The sequence below is a fragment of the Allobosea sp. UNC402CLCol genome, from assembly GCF_000745475.1.
GTDB lineage: Bacteria > Pseudomonadota > Alphaproteobacteria > Rhizobiales > Beijerinckiaceae > Allobosea > Allobosea spartocytisi.
Genome location: NZ_JQJJ01000015.1, coordinates 1 through 18,169 on the forward strand (window position 1 = coordinate 1; position 18,169 = coordinate 18,169).

At 61.9% G+C, this 18,169-nt stretch carries 14 protein-coding genes; 6 read left to right on the plus strand and 8 right to left on the minus strand.

Features of this window, described 5'->3' with window-relative positions:
* Positions 1-370 (plus strand): uracil-DNA glycosylase family protein (locus tag GY40_RS26705; protein WP_282568293.1); only part of this gene is annotated, 370 nt, incomplete at its 5' end.
* Between the two features lie 73 nt (positions 371-443).
* Here the strand turns inward: GY40_RS26705 and GY40_RS20135 are convergent.
* From GY40_RS20135 to GY40_RS20145, 3 genes are all read right to left on the minus strand, one after another.
* On the minus strand, positions 444-770 hold the full coding sequence (locus GY40_RS20135; protein ID WP_248311230.1) for a response regulator: 327 nt from the start codon (positions 768-770) through the stop codon (positions 444-446).
* An 80-nt stretch (positions 771-850) separates the two neighbouring features.
* On the minus strand, positions 851-1,882 hold the full coding sequence (locus GY40_RS20140; RefSeq protein WP_113254293.1) for a sensor histidine kinase: 1,032 nt from the start codon (positions 1,880-1,882) through the stop codon (positions 851-853).
* Positions 1,883-1,886: 4 nt separating this feature from the next.
* A complete protein-coding gene (locus GY40_RS20145) occupies positions 1,887-3,326 on the minus strand; it encodes a DUF7125 family protein (RefSeq protein WP_038366490.1) in 1,440 nt (479 codons plus the stop codon).
* A 381-nt stretch (positions 3,327-3,707) separates the two neighbouring features.
* Here GY40_RS20145 and GY40_RS20150 point away from each other — a divergent pair, with 381 nt between their 5' ends.
* The 5 genes from GY40_RS20150 (at position 3,708) to GY40_RS20170 (ending at position 10,067) form a co-directional block, all read left to right on the plus strand.
* Positions 3,708-5,402, plus strand: coding sequence for an OpgD/OpgG family glucan biosynthesis protein (locus tag GY40_RS20150; protein ID WP_197062789.1), 1,695 nt, complete (start codon positions 3,708-3,710; stop codon positions 5,400-5,402).
* Between the two features lie 604 nt (positions 5,403-6,006).
* Entirely contained in the window at positions 6,007-6,561 is a 555-nt protein-coding gene (locus GY40_RS20155) for a phosphatase PAP2 family protein (RefSeq protein WP_038366112.1), read from the plus strand.
* Positions 6,562-6,566: 5 nt separating this feature from the next.
* A complete protein-coding gene (locus GY40_RS20160) occupies positions 6,567-7,460 on the plus strand; it encodes a DUF6328 family protein (RefSeq protein ID WP_038366115.1) in 894 nt (297 codons plus the stop codon).
* Positions 7,461-8,163: 703 nt separating this feature from the next.
* The gene (locus tag GY40_RS20165) at positions 8,164-9,693 is read left to right on the plus strand and encodes an FAD-dependent oxidoreductase (RefSeq protein ID WP_038366117.1); all 1,530 of its coding nucleotides are present in this window, start codon (positions 8,164-8,166) and stop codon (positions 9,691-9,693) included.
* A complete protein-coding gene (locus GY40_RS20170; RefSeq protein WP_038366120.1) occupies positions 9,690-10,067 on the plus strand; it encodes a VOC family protein in 378 nt (125 codons plus the stop codon). Before GY40_RS20165 ends, GY40_RS20170 begins: the two co-directional genes overlap by 4 nt.
* Positions 10,068-10,326: 259 nt before the next feature.
* Here GY40_RS20170 and GY40_RS20175 read toward each other — a convergent pair whose 3' ends face one another.
* The 5 genes from GY40_RS20175 to GY40_RS27695 all read right to left on the minus strand — a co-directional run bounded on the left by GY40_RS20175 (position 10,327) and on the right by GY40_RS27695 (position 18,077).
* Positions 10,327-10,596 (minus strand): hypothetical protein, encoded by a 270-nt coding sequence (locus tag GY40_RS20175; RefSeq protein ID WP_038366123.1) that lies wholly within the window; start codon positions 10,594-10,596, stop codon positions 10,327-10,329.
* Positions 10,597-10,791: 195 nt separating this feature from the next.
* Entirely contained in the window at positions 10,792-14,946 is a 4,155-nt protein-coding gene (locus tag GY40_RS20180; protein WP_197062790.1) for an autotransporter domain-containing protein, read from the minus strand.
* Between the two features lie 1,474 nt (positions 14,947-16,420).
* Positions 16,421-16,708 (minus strand): hypothetical protein, encoded by a 288-nt coding sequence (locus GY40_RS27690; protein ID WP_156116017.1) that lies wholly within the window; start codon positions 16,706-16,708, stop codon positions 16,421-16,423.
* Positions 16,709-17,103: 395 nt separating this feature from the next.
* Positions 17,104-17,559 (minus strand): Ros/MucR family transcriptional regulator, encoded by a 456-nt coding sequence (locus GY40_RS20185; RefSeq protein WP_038366129.1) that lies wholly within the window; start codon positions 17,557-17,559, stop codon positions 17,104-17,106.
* Positions 17,560-17,690: 131 nt separating this feature from the next.
* Entirely contained in the window at positions 17,691-18,077 is a 387-nt protein-coding gene (locus GY40_RS27695) for a hypothetical protein (RefSeq protein ID WP_156116018.1), read from the minus strand.
* Between the last annotated feature and the right edge of the window lie 92 nt (positions 18,078-18,169).

Sequence of the window (18,169 nt, forward strand, 5' to 3'; positions counted from 1 at the left end):
CGTCGGCCCTGCCGGCCAACTGCTCGACCGGGCCCTCAACGAAGCCGGTATCGACCGGCGCTCCAGCTACCTGACCAATGCCGTCAAGCACTTCACGTTCGAGCAGCGCGGCAAGCGGCGGATACACCAGCGGCCGACAACCGGGGAGGTCAGGCACTATCGCTGGTGGCTCGAGCGGGAGCTGGGCGAGATCGTGATGAGTGATCCGAATGATGTCGCTGGCCAGGGTCTCGCCGCAACGAGTGAGCGCGTAGACGTGCCATGGCGGAGGCCACCACTCGGCCTAGGTTACCTCTCGCCCACCCCTGCACAAGTCTCACGAATACATCCGTGCTGCGAAGCTTTGTTTCCTCCGATCGAGCGCTTCTAGGTGGAAGCGCACAGTTCCGCGCACCGACGTAGCCGTGACGTCGCCTTCGCCGATGCGCGCAAAATGGTTGCTCTCAGCCAAACGACTTCACATGTTTCCTGAGCAATTCGAGCTTTTCACCCAGAACCTCCACAGGCACAGGCTTGGCAATTGTTCCAAGCGCCACCGCCGCATGCTCGGCGGCGACCTCGGTCTGGCCAGTGACGAAGATGCTTGCGACGCCGCGTTCTTGCAGCCACGCTGCGGCGAGTGGTCCTGTTCGACCATCGGCAAGGTCGATGTCCACCAGCGCACCGTCGATCTGGAATGTGTCGAACTTCATCTTCAGCTCGGCAAAGCTGCTGGCGGAGCCTGCGAAGATGTGCCCGAGATCCTCGATCATCGACTCGATGTGGAACACGATGAGAGGGTTATCCTCGAGGTAGAAGATGCGGAGCGGTGCGAGCGGAGATCTCATGGTCACAAGCCTCAAGCCGGATTTCACCGAAGTCGCGAAAATGGCCCTGCCGCAATGCAGTGCAGGCCTTCCGGGTGAAAGATGATTTCGGGAGGGACACCTAAGAGCCCCTGCAGGGCGGACCGGATATACCGCGTCCCGTAGCCGGCCTTGGATGGCTTGGCGACCGGGGGACCGCCGCTTTCGATCCAGCTTATCGTCAAGGTCGGGTCGCTTGTCGACGTGAGGCTCCAGGTGAGATGCACCCGTCCCTCCGGACGTGACAGCGCACCATATTTCAGAGCGTTGGTGGCAAGCTCGTGGAAGCACAGGGCGAGCGTCGTACCAGCGTCCCGGCCCAGTTGGATCGGCGGTCCTTCGGCAATGATGAGATTTTCCCCGTTTCCGCGATATGGCGAACAGGTCCGCCCGATGACGTCGGCCAGATCGACTGTTTCTCCGCCTGCCTCGAAGATCGCCGAGTGCACGACCGATAGGGCCATGAGCCGGCCCGAGAAATCGTCGGCGAGCCCGTCGATCGACGTCGCGCTTCGTCGGGTCATTCCGAATATCGCAGTCACGCTCGCAAGGATGTTCTTGACGCGGTGATTGAGCTCCCGTCGCAGTTCAATTTCGCGCTCGATGTGGTCCCTCACGTCCCGCTGCCGCAGCCTGGCGAGCAGTGCGGACTGAAGACCGCTGAGCAACTCCAATGACGCCACCGGCCGCTGAAAGAATATCTGGCGTGAGCGCGGCCACGTCTTGCTGAGTTCCGCACGGATTTTCGCATGGGGCGCCGCCCCATCGAGGAGGACGATGATTGGCATCTCAGACCAATCTGGTTGATCGACAAGATGTTCCGCGATGATGCTCAACACCGACGGATTAAGCGCCTCATGGGTCACGACCAGCATGCCCGGCGCCTCGGTCAGCCGGGAGGCGAGTTCGTCTGGGCCGGTAGCCTGCCTTACGGCCACTTCGTGTTCATCGAGGAGTGCGCCCAAATATTCCGCGTCCCTGCGGTAGGGGGCAAGGATCAATACCCAGTCCAATGAGCGATCGACACTGGACACCATCCGCTCACGATTCTGGGAGTGGATTGTAAGCGACGACCGTGACGCCGGAGCTCTGGATGAAGAGCTCGCGTACGTCGAGATCATGCGGGCCGTGCCGCTTCTTCACCACCGTGATGCTGCGCCTGAGACGCTCGCCATGCTCGATGATGCGCAGCAGGAGTACTGTGTCCCCTAGGAAACTCACATCGACGTCGATGCCGACATCCTCGCCGAGCAGCCCGTGCTGTGCGACGATCAGCATCGTCAGAACGCCGGCGCGGGCGAGGTATTTGAGGAGCGATTGGATATCCCGCACCGCTTTCTCGCGATTCGGCAGCGAGTTGAGATAACCGGTGAAGCTGTCGATCACCACGACCCGCACTTTGTCGCTGCTAACGGCCTGCTGCACGATTTGGCCGAACTCGCCTGGCGAAATTTCGTTGGGATTGAAATCACGGATGATGAGTTGGCCGTCGTCATGGAACTGCCTCAGATCCATGCCCAACCCCTCGGAACGTCGGAAGAAAGTCTCGATGCGCTCCTCGAACAAGAACAGGGCGACGCTTTCGCCGCGCTTCAGCGCCGCAGTCGCGTAAAGGGATGCCATGGTGGACTTGCCGGTGCCTGCCTGGCCGATCACGAGCGTGGTGGTTCCAGCCTCCTGTCCGCCGCCGAACATCTTGTCGAGCTCGTCGACGCCGGATTTGATCAATTGCGGCTTGACGGTCTCTGCTGCGGCACCCGGCACGAGCCGTGGAAACACGATCACACCTTCGCCTTCACGGATCGCCATGTCGTGATAGCCGTCGGCTATGGGTACGCCGCGCATTTTGCTGACCTCCACGCGACGGCGGACGGAGCCATATTCCTCCAGCGACTTATCAAGGCAGATCACGCCATGGGCGATCCCTTCGACCTCCTCGCCGGTGTTCTGGGCATGTCGTACTTTCGTGTCGAGGAGCAATGCCACGACATCTCGCTTCGCGAGAAACGTCTTGAAGGCAATGAGCTCACGGCGAAAGCGCGGCGTGTCGCCGGTAATCAGTCTGATTTCGAGGAGAGAATCGTAGACCAGGCGGCTGGGCTTATGCTGCTCGATCGCTTCTTCGATCGCTTTTCTGGTTTCGTCGAGCCGCAGTTCGGCCGTCTGAAAGATTGTCTGGTCGGCGGCGCCGTTGACCGCATCCGACGCTGACAGCTCCTCGACGCGGATGCCGTCCAATGTCCAGCCGTGGGACGCTGCGATCGCTTCGAGCTCCGCCCTCGTCTGTGACAAGCTGACATAGATGCAGCGTTCCCCAGCGGCCGCACCCGCCCTCAGGAACTGGAGTGCAGCAGTGGTCTTGCCGGAGCCCGGTTCGCCCTGAAGAATATAGAGGTTGGAGGCTGGTAAACCGCCCCTCAGAATATCGTCGAGTCCGGCAATGCCTGTACTCACTACCGCCTGTTTCCTGCCCCCAGCCACATGCACCCCCACATATCAGAGCATCAACTGCGGCTGAGAACGCACAACCCCAATAACCGTTCCGCGTGCCATTGACTCGCGTGCCAGCGCGCAATGGAGAACGAAGATCCGGAGCCAGCGGCAGGGCGGCTGATAGCCAAGGGAGGATCAGCGGCCATGGGCCGAACCGGCTGTTGACGGGCCTGAAGCTGGCTGGCCGCGGGATCGTGGGCTTTGCGAAATAGAGATTCCGTCGCCGCCATGGCATTTCCACGGGCGCCCGTCAGTGAGCGAGCTCTTCAACCTCGCTTGGACCGCCGGCCTGCTCGATCCACCGCACGTTCGTATCGACGAGAAACGCGGAAACCTGGCTCGCCACCTCTTCTTCTCCGGAACATGTCGATGACGGCGATGTTGAACTCGGCACCGCTGGCCATCACCGAGCCAGATGCGATCAGGCTTGAGTATCCCTGGCGATCACAAGGGGGGCGCATGCGTTCGACTGGGCTGTTCTGTTCCCGCCGTACCGTTCTGGCGCTGCTTGTCTCGTCATCCGTCGTCAGCCTATCTAAAGGCTCCACCGCCCTTGCCGACCAGACCAGCCAAAATCGCTTCGGCTACGAAGACGTCATTGGTCGGGCAAAGGCCCTTGCCGAGCGGCCTTTCGATGCCGAAGCGGCAGCAATCCCGCAGGAGCTGACGAAACTCTCCTATGACAGCTATCGCGAAATTCGCTTTCGGCGGGACAGGGCATTCTGGCGCGATGGCGCTTCCGATTACCGACTCCTCCTCTTCCATCTCGGCTTTCTTCACACCAAGCCGGTGCAGGTCCACATCATCAAGAACGGCACTGCGATCCCGATCCCCTTTACGACAGGCCTGTTCGAATACGGCAAGGTCCCGGTTCCCAAGCAGCTGTCGCCCTCGCTGGGATTTGCCGGCTTTGCCGTGACCACCACGCTGAATGATCCGAACGTTCAGGACGAACTCATCTCCTTCATCGGCGCGAGCTATTTTCGCTTTCTCGGTCGGGGGCATCGTTACGGCTTGTCGGCTCGCTCGCTGGCCATCGACGTTGGCGGCGAGCGACCGGAGGAGTTTCCGTTCTTTCGGGCGCTGTGGCTGGAGGAGCCGTCGCGTGATAGTACGGAACTCACGATCTACGGCCTGCTGGACTCGCGGTCGGTGGCGGGAGCGTTCCGCTATGTCGTCACTCCAGGCAAGCAGACGAGCGTGCAGGTGACCGCGACGATCATGCCGCGCAGGGAGATTGCTCGCCTGGGGGTGGCGCCCCTGACATCGATGTTCCTCGCGGGCGAAGGCGACCTGAGCCGGCGGACGGATTTTCGGCCGGAAATCCACGATTCGGATGGCCTCATGTTCAGGATCGAATCCGGCGAATGGGCCTGGCGTCCGATCCACAATCCAAAGGCCTTGCGGATTTCGAGCTTTGCGGACCGGAACCTGCGGGGCTTTGGCCTGATGCAGCGCGACCGCAACTTCGAGCATTATCAGGATCTAGAGGCCCGGTACCATGCAAGACCGGGTTACTGGATCGAGCCGGAAGGGAATTGGGGAGACGGGCGGCTCGAGCTGATCGAAATACCGACGGACAACGAAGCCTTCGACAACATCGTCGCCTGCTGGACACCGAGCACGCCGTTGCCTGCCGGCAAGGCGACCGTATTCAGCTATCGTCTATCGGCCCTATCGACGACCGGGGCGCTCCATCCCTACGGCCAAGTCAAGAACAGCTTCGACGGAGGCGACAGCTTAGAAAGCTCAGCCAATGGCATCGGAAAGAAGCGCTTCATTATCGATTTTGCCGATGGAGACCTTGCCTTTTATCTGTCAGACGCCAAGAGGGTCGAGGTTGTCGCCTCGACGACGGCCGGCGCCATCCTGGGCACGATCCTCGATCCCAACCCGATCACGAAGGGCTTTCGTGTCATTGTCGACGTGAACTTGCCAGCGGGTGAGAGCACAGAGCTGCGCGTGTTCTTGAAATCGCGCGGTCGCGTCCTGACCGAAATCTGGACGAATTCCTGGACGGTCGCCGCGCCGGATTCGATCCCTAAAGCAGTCCGAAACGATTGAAATATCCTGGAGCGCCGGCGCCCGAAGTGCACCTCCTATGGGGCGGACGGCGGCATGGCGTCCGAACCAGGGTTCGACAGGCCATCGACAGCTCGCCTGGTGCCGGCCGAGGCGGAGGGCTGAACAGGTGGGCCGGGGCTGAAACGGCGCGCGCCCGGCTCGACGACGAAATCGACTGACGACCCGATGCTCCATCTCGCCGCTCACGGATTGCGCGGCGTCAGCGCGACGGCGGCCTCCGAGGTAAATGCGGAAGGTGAATCTCTCCTGGAGATAAAGCTCGACCGTAGTCGCGGAGTGGCTGAGATAGCCGACGCCTTGTGCAGCTCAGCTGACGCAACGCACGACGCACTGACATAACTGTACCTTTCTCGCGTCAGCCAGCAAGTCGCGGCCTCCAGAAGCGAGATTCTGGCACAGTGGCGCTGGCCGGGCGATCCGAGCTTAGACAGATCCTCCTATCGCCGGGGCATCACCCGCAACGGAACCGCGGTACCGGTTTGAGCGGGAGGCGTCGTCCCTCTTGCCCACCTGCGCCCTCTTCTTGGCGACAGGTCGAACAAACTCCCCTCAGCTTCGTTCACGCTCCATCGAGGTAGATGACATGAAGCATTTGCGACTTTCAGCTCTCGATCTCGATCGCCGAGTAGCCAGGCTCATCGCGCGCAACAGATCCCGACGGTTCGAAAGACCGTTGCAATGGCTGACCCTCGGAGCGGATGAGCGCCTGCTCCTTCCGGCCGTATCGCTCTATTGGCTGCTCTCGCGCGGCGGCGCAAAACTCCGGATCAGCCGAGCCAACCATATTTTATTGACGATGGTGACGACGGCGATCCTGCCTCATCTCCTGAAGGGGATCGTCGATCAGGAGCGACCGGATCGCTGCGAAATCCACGGGAATCGCCATGGCATCCCGCGCTCTGGAAAGGCGTTCGATGCATTTCCGTCGGGACATGCGGTCCACATGGGAGCCCTCGCTTCCGCCCTCTGCCGGCTGGCCCCGCGTCACCGGGTTCTGATCTGGGGCCTGACGACGTCCCTCGCGATGACCCGGGTCTTCTTGCTGGCTCATTGGCTCAGTGACGTCGTGGTTGGAGAGATCCTCGGGATCGCGATCGAGAACCTGCTGCACGCCATCGATCGGGCGCCGGAGGCATAGGCCGCATGGCGCTCGCAGATCGCACTAAGACCGCGCTCGACGAGTCCCGCATGCTGATGCTGGGCGCGCAGATTCTCTTGGGCTTCCAGTTCCAGGCGCCATTCCAGGACGGTTTCCCGACCATTTCGAGCGCTGAGAAGACGATCGAGGTCGCCGTTCTCGGCTTGATCATAGTCGTGGTGGGGTTGCTCATTACTCCAAGCGCCCATCATCGAATTGCCGAAGATGGCGAAGCCAGTCACCACTTCATCCGATTTCTCACCCGTGTGTCCCTATCCACGCTGCCGGTCTTCGCCATCGCGATCGGACTCGATTTGGGAATCGCGGGAAAGCGGATCGGCGGCCTTGCCGTCGGGGTCGGCGGCGCTTTTCTGGGCGCCGTGGTGCCGCTGGCAATTTGGTTCGGGCCCCTTCTCTTCCACCATCCGCATGAGGATGAAGAAATGTCGACCTCCGACAAGAAAACCCCTCTCGATGCCAAGATCGACTACGTTTTAACGGAAGCTCGTGTCGTCCTCCCTGGAGCCCAGGCGCTCCTGGGATTTCAGCTTGCTATCGTACTTACGAATGGCTTCCAGCAAATGTCGTCAAATCTGAAGATGACGCACGGTGCTGCCTTGGCCTTGATTGCACTTTCGACAGCGCTCCTCATTGCACCCGCAACATATCACCGCCTTGTATATGCCGGTCGCAACGAGCCGGAATTCCATCGCCTGGCAAGCCGCCTGCTTCTGATCGCAACCGTCTTTCTTGCGCTGGGCCTCGCCACGGACACCTACCTTGTCGTTTCCAAGATCGTCGACGACGCCCGGTTGGCCCTCTCGAGCGCGGTGGCGGTGACCGCGATCCTGCTCGGCCTCTGGCATATCTGGCCCTGGTGGCGCCGCGCGGTGGCCTGAACCGCGGCGCAGAGTTCTGGCGAACGAATTGGTGGAGAGCGGATCGTTGGCGAGTGCTCGTTCGATTTCGCGACGCTTAAATAATCTCCCTCGCCGGCGCGTCATCGATCTGGTCGACACGCTGGCGGAGCCGAATGGTTCACAGCCCTAGCACTTCTATCAACTGAGCTGACCTAGGTCGGCGCAGACAGAGGGCGCCTGAAACGATGGGCCAGGAGAACTTTGCGGACTTCGATCGCGCTGTTTCGGACCTCGGCACCATCGCGCCACGCTCGAGGATTACGGTGCCGGCTTAGCCGTCGACGTCGATCATGATCGCGAGGACCTTGCCCAAGATCGCAAGCTTCACTGTCCGCTTCTGGCTCTCTGGTCAGAGCGAGATGACCTGCCCGAGCTTTATGGTCTTTATGGTGATGTTGTCGCTGTCTGGAAGTGATGGGCGACGACGTTCGCGGCGCATCGATCTCGTGCTGAAATCGTATAGCGGAGGAAGGCCCCGAGGCGCTCGCTCATGCTCTCGATGAGTTTTCCGCGCCCCTGGGGAAGGTCGGGTGCGACTACCCCAGAAATGCCGGACGATCTCCCGCAGGAATCAATCCAAGCGGGCTTAAGGCCCTAAGCACTTGCGCAGACGTACAATTCAGAACGGTTCGAACATATTCGATCCGAAGACGTTGCACGCAGACCACCGCGGAGGTCTGCCATGAATGGGAAACGCGAACGAAGCCGTTCGGTCTGGATGGATGTTGAGGTAGCGCCCAAGGCTGAGCCTCTTCGATCGGACCATTCCGCCGATGTCGCCATCGTCGGCTCCGGAATCGCGGGCCTGTCCATTGCCTATGAGCTGGCGGAGCGCGGCCTGTCCGTCGTCGTTCTCGATCGAGGCGAGATCGCCGGTGGCATGACGGCGCGTACGACAGCCCACCTGGCTCCCATCTGCGACGACTCCCTCGCCGAATTGCTATCGATGCGCGGCCAAGAGCTGGCGCGGGGCTTCCAGGCCAGCCAGAGCGCGGCCGTCGATCGCATCGAGGCCATCCAGGAAGAGCTCGGAATCGACTGCGAGTTCAGGCGACTCGACGGGATCCTTTTTCTCGATCCCGAAAGCGAGGAGAGCGTCCTTGATGACGAAGTTTCAGCGGCAGGAAAAATCGGCGTCACGGTCGAGCGCGCAAAGGGCTTGCCCCTGCGCACGCTGGAGGACCGTCCATTTCTGCGGTATCCGGATCAGGCGACCTTCCACCCTTTGAAGTATCTACGGGGCGTAGCCAAGGCGCTGAGCGCGAAGGGCGCGCGTCTCCATCCCGGCACGGCCGTCGTCGAGGTGAACGAGAAGGACGACCGAGTCGAGCTGAAGCTGGAGTCGGGCCAAACGGTCACGGCCGGCCATGCCGTGATCGCGACGAATTCCCCGATCCATGACCTGGTTGCCCTGCACACGAAGCAGGCGCCCTATCGGACCTATGCGATGGGTTTTGAGATCGAGTCCGGGAAGCTCGACGACGCCCTCTACTGGGACACCCAGGATCCCTATCACTACGTCCGCCTCACGTCCGGCGAGGACGGCAATGACATCGTGATCGTCGGTGGCGAAGACCATAAGACGGGCGAGGCCGACGACGCCGACGCACGTTTCGCCGCTCTCACCTCCTGGGCCAAGACCATCATCCCGGATCTCGGTCCCGAGCGCTATCGCTGGTCTGGCCAGGTCATGGACACGCTCGACTATTGCGGCTTCATCGGGCGGGAGGCTGGTAGCATTCGCGTCTTCGTCTCGACGGGCGACTCCGGGCAAGGCATCACCCATGGCGTCGTTGCCAGCCTGCTGATCCCGGACCTGATTCTGGGTCGGGAGAGCGAGTTCGCCGCGGTTTACGATCCCGACCGTAAGCCCATCAAGGCAGCTTCGACCTATGTGAGCGAGAACATCACGGCAGTGAAGAACTTCACCGAATATCTCGCCCCGGGAGAGTTGTCCTCCATCGACGAGCTCAAGCCGGGGCAAGGCGCGATCGTCAGGCGCGGAATCAGCAAGATCGCGGCCTACCGGACCGAGAAGGGCGATGTCATCGAGAAGTCGGCTGCGTGCACGCATCTCGGCTGCCACCTCCACTGGAACTCGTTTGAGGAATGCTGGGACTGCCCCTGCCACGGATCGCACTTCGCGCCGGACGGCAGCGTCCTGAACGCCCCGGCGATCGGACCTCTCGCGGACGTCGAGGCATCGTCATGATCCATCATGTCTCGCTCGGCACCAATGACGTCGCCCGGAGCAGGAAGTTTTATGACGCCGTGCTCGGGGTACGCGGACTGGGCCTCCTCAAGGCGTCGCAGGACTCCGCGGATTACGGCGTGTCCACCGTCCTCTTCAGCTTGGAGACACCCGTCAACGGCAAGCCCGCTTCCGCAGGGAACGGCGTCCATATCGCCTTTGAAGCCGGCGGCCGAAGCAAGGTCGACGAGTTTCATCGCGTCGCCTTGTTGCACGGCGGGTCGGACGCTGGCGCACCCGGTCTTCGGCCGGAATACGACCCCAACTATTATGGCGCCTTCGTCCTCGATCCGGACGGGAACAAGATCGAAGCCGTCACGCATCACGGGAAATGAGAAGGGAAGGCGCAGATGCGGCGGACCGGCCGCCTTCGGCGCATTTACCCCCGAAAGAGGCCTGGCGTTCGGAACGGGTTTGTTTTCTGAGCCGCGAGCTATGCCGGTTGAATCCCTGCGTCGCGGCGCATCGAGACCACGACCCGGCATCCTGCGTAGTGCAATGGCCTGATGATGGTCCAGAGACCATAGACTGCAAGGTGGCGCCCAAGCTCCGGCTGGCGCTCGCGGCGAGGTGAGTCAGCGGCCGTCCCACGGCCTATTTTGCCGCCCAAAAGCCGACAACCAGCCCTATGGCAGCAGCCCAGGCCAAGGCACGCATCGGCTGTGCCCTTACCTCTTCGATGACCAGTCTCTGTAACTCGCTAACCCGCTCACCTGCTGCCTCGCTCATACGATCGGTGTCGATCCCCACGGACTTGAGGTTCGAAACGATTTCAGGCCCGGCTTCCCGAGCTTCATCCGGTCCTTCGGAAACCATTTCGGCAGCCCGCTTCGTAACGCGTTCAACATCGTCCTCAACTGCCATAGTATCCTCCTGTTCAAGGGCAAGGTCGCAGATTCCAACGGTCGCTGACGCGGAAGAGTTCCGCGCCCGCCTTTGGCGCAACGCCGACGGGCAGCCGAAATGGGCGCACCATGGCCGAGATGGGTGGCAAGCTGACCTTTGCCGGCCTTCCCGAAAGAGCCGCTGGCAGGCTTGCGTCGCGCCAGCGTCTTGCCCTCAGAACCTGACGGCGAGGTTTGCCTTGAAGGCGTGATCCTGGATGTCCTCGGCGAGCTGGCCGGCATAGGTCACACCCAGGCTGGCATTGGCGCTGATCGCGAGGTCCAGCCCGGCTTCGACCAGGGCGGCGTTCCTGGCGATGGGAGCGCCCGTGATCGTGAAGGGGATGCTGCCGGCGAAGGCGAGCGTCGCCTTCGGATCGACATCGCCAAAAGCGTGGCGCCAGCCGAGCGCGCCACGCAGGCTCAAGTCCATGCCCTGGATCCGGGTGCTCGTGGAAGCCCGCAGGCCGAGCGTCGAGTAGCCCAGGCTGGTGTCGTCGCTCGTGCCGGACAGGGCTGCGGCGCCGCCGACCTCGCTGAGGCCGTCGCTGCGCAGGCTGACGTAAGCAAGGCCGGCGAAGGGCTCGAACGCCACCGGGCCGAGATCGATCCGATAGCCGAGCTCGCCGAAGACCTGAGCGGTGCCAGCGTCGTGATCGGCGCGCAGGCTGGTGCCGAGCCCCGCCGCGACCACGCTGCGCCGGGTCTCAATGTCATGCCAGGTGTAGCTTGCTCCCAGGCGCAGGCCGAGCGGTCCCCACTGCCCGCCGCCGTAGAGGCCGAGATGATAATTGTCGCTCTCGCTGGAAGAGAGCCGCCGATCCACGTTGACAGTGGTGCGGCTGTAGCCGGCGACGACACCGAGGCGCAGGGTCTCAAAGGCAGCGACATCGGCACCCAGCACAAAGCCGCCGGTCGAGTGCTTCAACGGGCTGCTGTTTCCATCGCCATCATGACGGCTCCAGGAACCATAGCCCTGGCCCCAGGCCGCAAAGCGATCGGAGGGCATGAGCCGCGGCATCGGGCCTGTCACCGAAGGGGCGAGGTCAGCGGTGAAGCCGTAGTTCATCGTTGCCATCGGCGCGGCCCCCACAGCTCCGAAGGCCGAGCGCAGGCGGTCATTGACGGCCGAGCGCAGCAACCAGCTCTCATTGATCAGCGCGCTCTTGGTCGAAGCATAGATCTCGCCGCCAAGCTGCCCGAGGGCGCCGCGCACCGCGTCGAGGCTCGCTTGATTATACACGCCGGTCTGAACAGCATTGCCAGCGGGCAAGCTGTCGACGCTGTCACCAACCTGGACCTCGTTCGGCGTCGTGCCGGCCCCAGCCGCCGTGCCCGTCTGGATCACCGCCAGATAGGCGTTGAAGGCGTCGGTCCCTTTACGCAGACTCAGCAGCGGGCCGATGACGTAGTCATCGCTACCATAATTGCCGGTCAGCCCGGTCGACGTCAGGATGGTATAGCGCTGGCCGGCAACAAAGCCGCCGCCGGTGTAGTTCACGATCGAGAGGGTGGCGCCCGTCGCAAGCGTGGCCTGGCCGTTGACGCGGATCAGGTCGGAGGTCACCGTCTTGGGATCGAGCTCGACCTCGTAGACCGAGCCGGCGCCCTGCACATAGGCGCCATTGATGGTGAGCGTGCCGATCGAGTTGCCGGGCGTAATCCGGCTGCCGCTTGCCAGTGTGCTCGCACCAACGGTGCCGCTGCCGCCGAGCCGTGCGCCGGACTGGACCGTCAGTGCCGAGCCCGATAGCGAGCCGTTGACGATGAACGAGCCGTTGGAAACGGTCGTCGGACCGGTAAAGCCTGAACTGTCGCTGGTCCAGATGGTCGTGCCCGGGCCATTGTGATTGATGGCGCCGTTACCGGTCACGGAGGTGTTAAACACATACCCCGCGTCGGTATGGTTGAAGTTGAGCCGCCCCGTCCCCGGGCCGAATGCCAACGTCGCGGCATCGAGCATGCCCGCGCCGGTGGCGGCTTGGCCCTCCCCACTGCCGATGTTGAGCACACCGGCTGCTCCGGCCGAGCTCGCCAGGGTGAGCTGGCCGCCAACGGTCATCCGCGCGCCGTCCGCCAGCGTGACGATACCGCTGCCGCTGGTCGCGCCCACCACCTGATTACCGGTGACGGAAAAAGTAGAGCCGGTGCCGGAAACCAGAAGATTGGAGGGGCCGCCGCTCAATGACGAGCCAATCGTTGATGTCGCTGCGTTCACCGCGCCGCCGTTGAGGACCGACATCGATGCATCGCTCTGCAGAGTGAGCGCCCCGGTCATCGTCCAGCTCGATCCCGTCCCCGAGACCGCCAACGATCTTTTGCCGGTCCCCGCAAAAATGGTTCCGACCGATCCGGCGGTGCTCCGGACGACGCCGCCATTGGTGATGTTCAGAAACCCGCTCGAAGCCATAGCGGCGGTGGCGACGTTGAGTGCGCCGTTAAGATCGAGAAGCGACCCCGTGCCGTCGACGTTGATGGTCGCGGTCTTTCCACCGGAACCCGCAATGAAGGTCGTGCCGAAAGTCGTCCTCCTGACAACGCCTCCGTTCAGGACGTTCAAGGTGGCATCGCTTCCGCTGTTGCCGCCGACAAACAGCGTCCCGGTCTGCAGGAGCGAACCAGTCCCGCTCACCGTTGCCGTGACCTTCGCGTTCACCCCGTCCAGTATCGTGCTGCTCGTGCCGGTGACCTGACCGCCGTTCAGGATCTGCAAGTTGCCAGTGCCGTTTGCGGTCGTGGTGCCGGTGTAGTTGCTCATGCCGGTGAGCGTCTGTGTACCGGCCGAGACGGTCAGGCCGCCAATATCCGTGATCGAACCGGCGAACGTATCATTGGCATTGGTCACGGTTAGCGTCTTGGTTCCGAGAGCGACACTGCCGTTGCCGGCAAGACTGCGGATGCTTGCGCTGGCCGGCGTCACGGCGGAGATGTCGAACGTGCCGTCTGCGACCACCCTGGCGGAGTTCGCAACCGATGCAGCACCCGACAGGGCGAGTGTACCCTGGGCGATGGTGGTTTCGCCCGCATAGCTCTGATTCCCGGTCAACACCCATCGGCCGATCCCGGTCTTGAGCAGCGAGGATGAGCCGCCGCTGTCGCCCAATACGGCGTTGAGCGTGTTGGCTGCGGTGCTGCTCCCCGCTAGAGCTAAGGTGCGTGGTCCTGCACCGCCCAGCGCGATCGCCGCCGTGCTGGTGAAGTTCACCGCTCCGGAGCCAGAGGCATCGAGGCCGCCACCATTCGTGGTCAGCGTGAATTGCCGGTCCGTATTCGCGCCGGCCCCGGTATATTGCAACCTGCCCCCGTCCAGAACGAGATTGGCGGCGGCGTTGCTGGACGCGCCGATGCCGCTGGCCACGCCGCCGTTTGCAAGGAGCTGCGTGCTGAGAAGCCCACCTGAAATTCTCGTGACACCGAGATACGTGTTCGCGCCGGAGAGGACCTGCGCGCCGCCGCCCAGTTTGGTGAAGGACGAGATGACATTCCCGATTTGCCCGGCATAGACGCCCGATCCGCTCGAGGCTCCGACCGCAAGCTTCGGCGGGCCGCCGGTAATGATGCGCATGACGGCGGTCTGCGAACCATTGAGACCGTCGATTGTCAGGTCGCTGTTGTTGGCGAATTGAAGCACGCCGCCGCCGAGAATGTTCAGTGTGGCGGTACCTGGCAGGACGCCGGCCCTGTCCAATTGCAGGACATTGCCGGGTGTGATCGTCAGGGTGCCGACGAAATCGTTGGCGTTGCTGCTAAGCGTGACCCTGTTGCCGGTGACGGTGATGTTGCCCGTTCCGCTGATCTTCCCGCTAAACGATGTCCGATCAGCATTTCCGCCGATGATGGTGAGGTCGCGGTTCAGGGTGATCGTGCCGGAATAGATCGTTCCGTTGCTGCCCGGATTGAAGGAGGTCGAACCGATCGAGACGGTGCCGCTGCCTGAGCCGCTGACGATGATGTTGTTCTGGATCGTCTGTCCGGTGGAAAAATTGGGGAAGTTCGCCAGCAGCGAGACGTTGGACGCCCCGGTATTGACGTCGCCCAGCGTTACGGTTCCGGTGCCCAGCGCGCTGTTCCCGCCAAACACCAAACTTCCCTGCGAAACGATGGTGCCGCCCGTGTAGGCATTGGAGGCATTGCCAAGGGTAAGCGTCCCTGCTCCCGATTTCACGAGGACGGACGGGCCGGTTAGCAACGAATTGATTGTCGTTGAAACCCCAGCATTCGTAGTGACCACTGGCGCGATCCCGCTCAGCGCTAACGTGCCGCCGGTCATCGTGTAGCCGCTGGTGCTGAAAGTGATGCCGCTTGCAGCAACCGTGCCGCTTGCGGTCACGGTACCTGCGGTCCCACCGAAAAGCGCCACAGCACCACTCGCCCATGGCACAGCCGTCGAGCCATCGAACCAATTCGCAGCCGCGTTGTCCCAGGTTCCAGAACCACCGGCGCCGCTTGGGCCAAAGCGGAGAGCTTGCGCGTCTGAAGATGTGGACATGGACGCCGATAGGAGCAGCACCGGGACGGCCTGGGAAAACCAGCCGCACTGCCCTGCGCGAAGCATATCAGAGTCTCCAATCAGCCCTCTGAATGCTGGCGTAACACTCCGCTCCCGAACGATCAATTGCCGCAGTATGTAGGTTCACTGACAGGCTAATTTTTGATTGAAGCGCCGTGCAACGGTCGATCTGCGCGCACAATTGCGCGACAGCGGTATCTCCACGGATGTTTCCAATCGCATTCCATCCTTACGCCATCGAGCGCCTCGTTGCGTCCCGCTAGCGGCATCTCCCAGGAAGCGCGCCTCGCACGCAAGCCGCCGTTCTTCGAAGTTCGTGTCGGGCTTCCGGCCGTCAAGAACGGAGAAGTACGTCGGGGCGGCTGACTGGGATGTGTGTCGGCATGGTTGAATGGTCGTTAGTCGTCACGTCGAGTTGGCATCTTCTCGGCGGTGTCGCGAAATAGCGGTCATCCTCGAACCGGACCGGCGCGCCGTCCCCGGCTTGATCCCCGCACTGCTCGGTTTAGAGCGCCTCCAACGGCGACAGCGGAGAATAATTTTCACCACCTAGGAACCCGACATTCTCGCACCAGTTCAATGCGTGCGGCCGTCGCGGCACCCCTTCGACGGTCGCGGTGCAATCCTTGCCAGGGTGACCACCAGAAGCGAGCCGGCGTCATTCCCTCTCAGCCGGCTCGCTTCTTTCGCCTTCGATCGGAGCGAGCCGCGGATCTACCGGTAGCTCGCGATCGGGGCCTTGGCCTCTCACTTGAAGGAGGGCGACATGTGCTTTCGCGCCAGCGTCTTGGTCCTTGCGCTTTGCTGTTCGGCACAGGCGCAGATTTCGCCGACCGGACCACCACAGAATGCGCCGCCGGCAGAGACCATACAGCCCGCGCCGGCTCAGTCTGAGGATGAGGCGAGGCAAAAGTTGGCAGACAGCGGCTATCCCGATGTCCGCGAGCTCGCACGTACCTCGGATGGGGGATGGACCGCCAAGGCACTCGTGAATGGCCGCATCTCGACGGTTGATCTGAATCCCAAGGGCGAGGTTAGGAGCCGGGATTAATTTGGCGCCACCAGGACGGCCAGGATGTACGCCGACTTGGTTCGCTTTCGCTCATCCGATGCGGATCATGGCTTGCTTCTGCGGGAAAAGCAGGAGGTTGACGCGGTATCGCTGCGCTTCGGGAGTTACTCCCGAGATAGTTGAAGCCACAGGCGTCGTCATTCGCAAGAACTTCGCTTGTGTCAGCGGTTCTAAACACCTCCGGCACTGTGGGTGGCTGGCGGGTCGGTGGTGACTCGTCTGTTAGACTTTGGGTGGCAAGCTTCCGCGATCAAAAACCGGCACGGATTCGGTCGGTCCCTCGGGGCTGTTGCCCACGGGAATATCCTCTGCTGCCTTCCGCACGGCCTCCTCGGCCTCGCTCAGGCCGTCTGGGGTATCGTTCGCATCGCTGCCTTCGTCGTGCACATTGGTACGGTCGCTCGTTCGCCTGCCGGTTTGCATCGAATCAGAAGCGAGCGGGCTTTCCGCTGGTGTGACCAAGCGCCGCTCATCTTCGAGCAATGTTGGCTTCTCACGTGGCTTTTGCATGGCGTTCTCCTTCATTGGAGGAAGCCATTGGGTTCGGGTTTGTTCCTTGACTCTTATTGCAAGGGTGAGGTGATGCCGCGACCATCTTGTCGAATAGGGTAAGCGCCCTCGGGCTAGAGCCACTACATGACCTATTCGGCCTGAACTGATCCATGTCGATCTCGATACCACAGCCTGGACTGCAGGTTCAGACCCGGCTGGTCATGAGCGGGCTGCTATTGCCATGTCTGGTCATTGCCTCTTCTGCCGAAGCAGCGGCGACGAAAAATTCCTGGCGATCAGTCGACATCGGCGACGTCGCTTCGATCTGATAGCGTTTCGGGTACTGATGCCGGTGGACTTAGCGCGCATACCAAATCCGGCGCGAACTCGACCGTCGCGCCGGCTGAAATGCCTCAAGCTGACGCCTTGACCCGACCGCGCTTCGGAGTCGCAGGCTCCGGCGCCGTCTTCCGACGCTCATTGCCGAGGCCCATTTTCTTCGCAAGCTGCGAGCGAGCCTCGGCATAGTTCGGCGCAACCATAGGATAGTCGGGCGGAAGGTTCCATTTCGCACGATACTGATCGGGCGACATGTTGAAGGCGGTACGCAGGTGCCGTTTTAAAGATTTGAAACGCTTGCCGTCCTCCAAGCATATCAAGAAGTCGGGGGTGATCGACTTCTTGATCGACACTGCCGGAGTGGCTTTTTCCTCGAGCACCGGCGCGGGAGCTTGGCCAAGTCCGGTCAGCGCAGCGTGCGTGCTAGCAATCAACGCCGGAAGCTCAGCCGTTGGCACGCTGTTGTGCGCGACAAATGCCGAAACGATATGCGCGACCAGGTCGCCGAGCGCTCCGTTGTTTTCTGACAATTTCAATCTCCTCGGCCTCTGACGAGAGCTTACGATTCAACCCTTTTATTACAGAGTTTTTATTTGGCAACAAATCTAGAAGAACTTTCATTAATTCTCAACGTTCAGACGCAGAAATTCGAAACCAATCGCTAAAACGCGCGGTCCAGCCGGATCTGCATCCAAATCGAAGATCGCGCGAGCCAGATGGAAAAAGTCCGGCGCTGCCGACGATTCATTTGCTGCAGAGGAACGGCTTCCGACGCTCCGCGTTTACCGGCGATACAATTCGGGGAAGATCCGTGCCGGAACATCCACCACCGCCTCGCCAAGCTGCAAAAGGCGCGCTTCTGATTGTCGTGACCATGGCCGCGATCATCGTTACGATCTTCACCGGCTTTAACATCTACCACGCCAAGACGCTTCGCGAGGAAAAGGCCGGCCAAATCGATCAGCGAGACGCCCCCAAAAGTCCGACGGATTTGCAGGCCCCACGAAATCCGCAGCGGCCCTAAAACAGGTCGCGCCTTTACGGCCATCGATCGCGCCGCTGGATTGCCTGTTCAGCCGCCGACGAGACGGCCGTTCAGGAAGACATTGAGCGGGATATTCGGCCGAGTGGGCGATCAAA

Coding starts and splice junctions, on each gene's coding strand:
- GY40_RS20140 (WP_113254293.1), bottom strand. CDS start 1,882: ATGGTGTCCAGTGTCGATCGCTCATTGGACTGGGTATTGATCCTTGCC.
- GY40_RS20150 (WP_197062789.1), top strand. CDS start 3,708: ATGACGGCGATGTTGAACTCGGCACCGCTGGCCATCACCGAGCCAGAT.
- GY40_RS20170 (WP_038366120.1), top strand. CDS start 9,690: ATGATCCATCATGTCTCGCTCGGCACCAATGACGTCGCCCGGAGCAGG.
- GY40_RS27690 (WP_156116017.1), bottom strand. CDS start 16,708: ATGCAAAAGCCACGTGAGAAGCCAACATTGCTCGAAGATGAGCGGCGC.
- GY40_RS20165 (WP_038366117.1), top strand. CDS start 8,164: ATGAATGGGAAACGCGAACGAAGCCGTTCGGTCTGGATGGATGTTGAG.
- GY40_RS27695 (WP_156116018.1), bottom strand. CDS start 18,077: ATGGCCGTAAAGGCGCGACCTGTTTTAGGGCCGCTGCGGATTTCGTGG.
- GY40_RS20175 (WP_038366123.1), bottom strand. CDS start 10,596: ATGGCAGTTGAGGACGATGTTGAACGCGTTACGAAGCGGGCTGCCGAA.
- GY40_RS20155 (WP_038366112.1), top strand. CDS start 6,007: ATGAAGCATTTGCGACTTTCAGCTCTCGATCTCGATCGCCGAGTAGCC.
- GY40_RS20160 (WP_038366115.1), top strand. CDS start 6,567: ATGGCGCTCGCAGATCGCACTAAGACCGCGCTCGACGAGTCCCGCATG.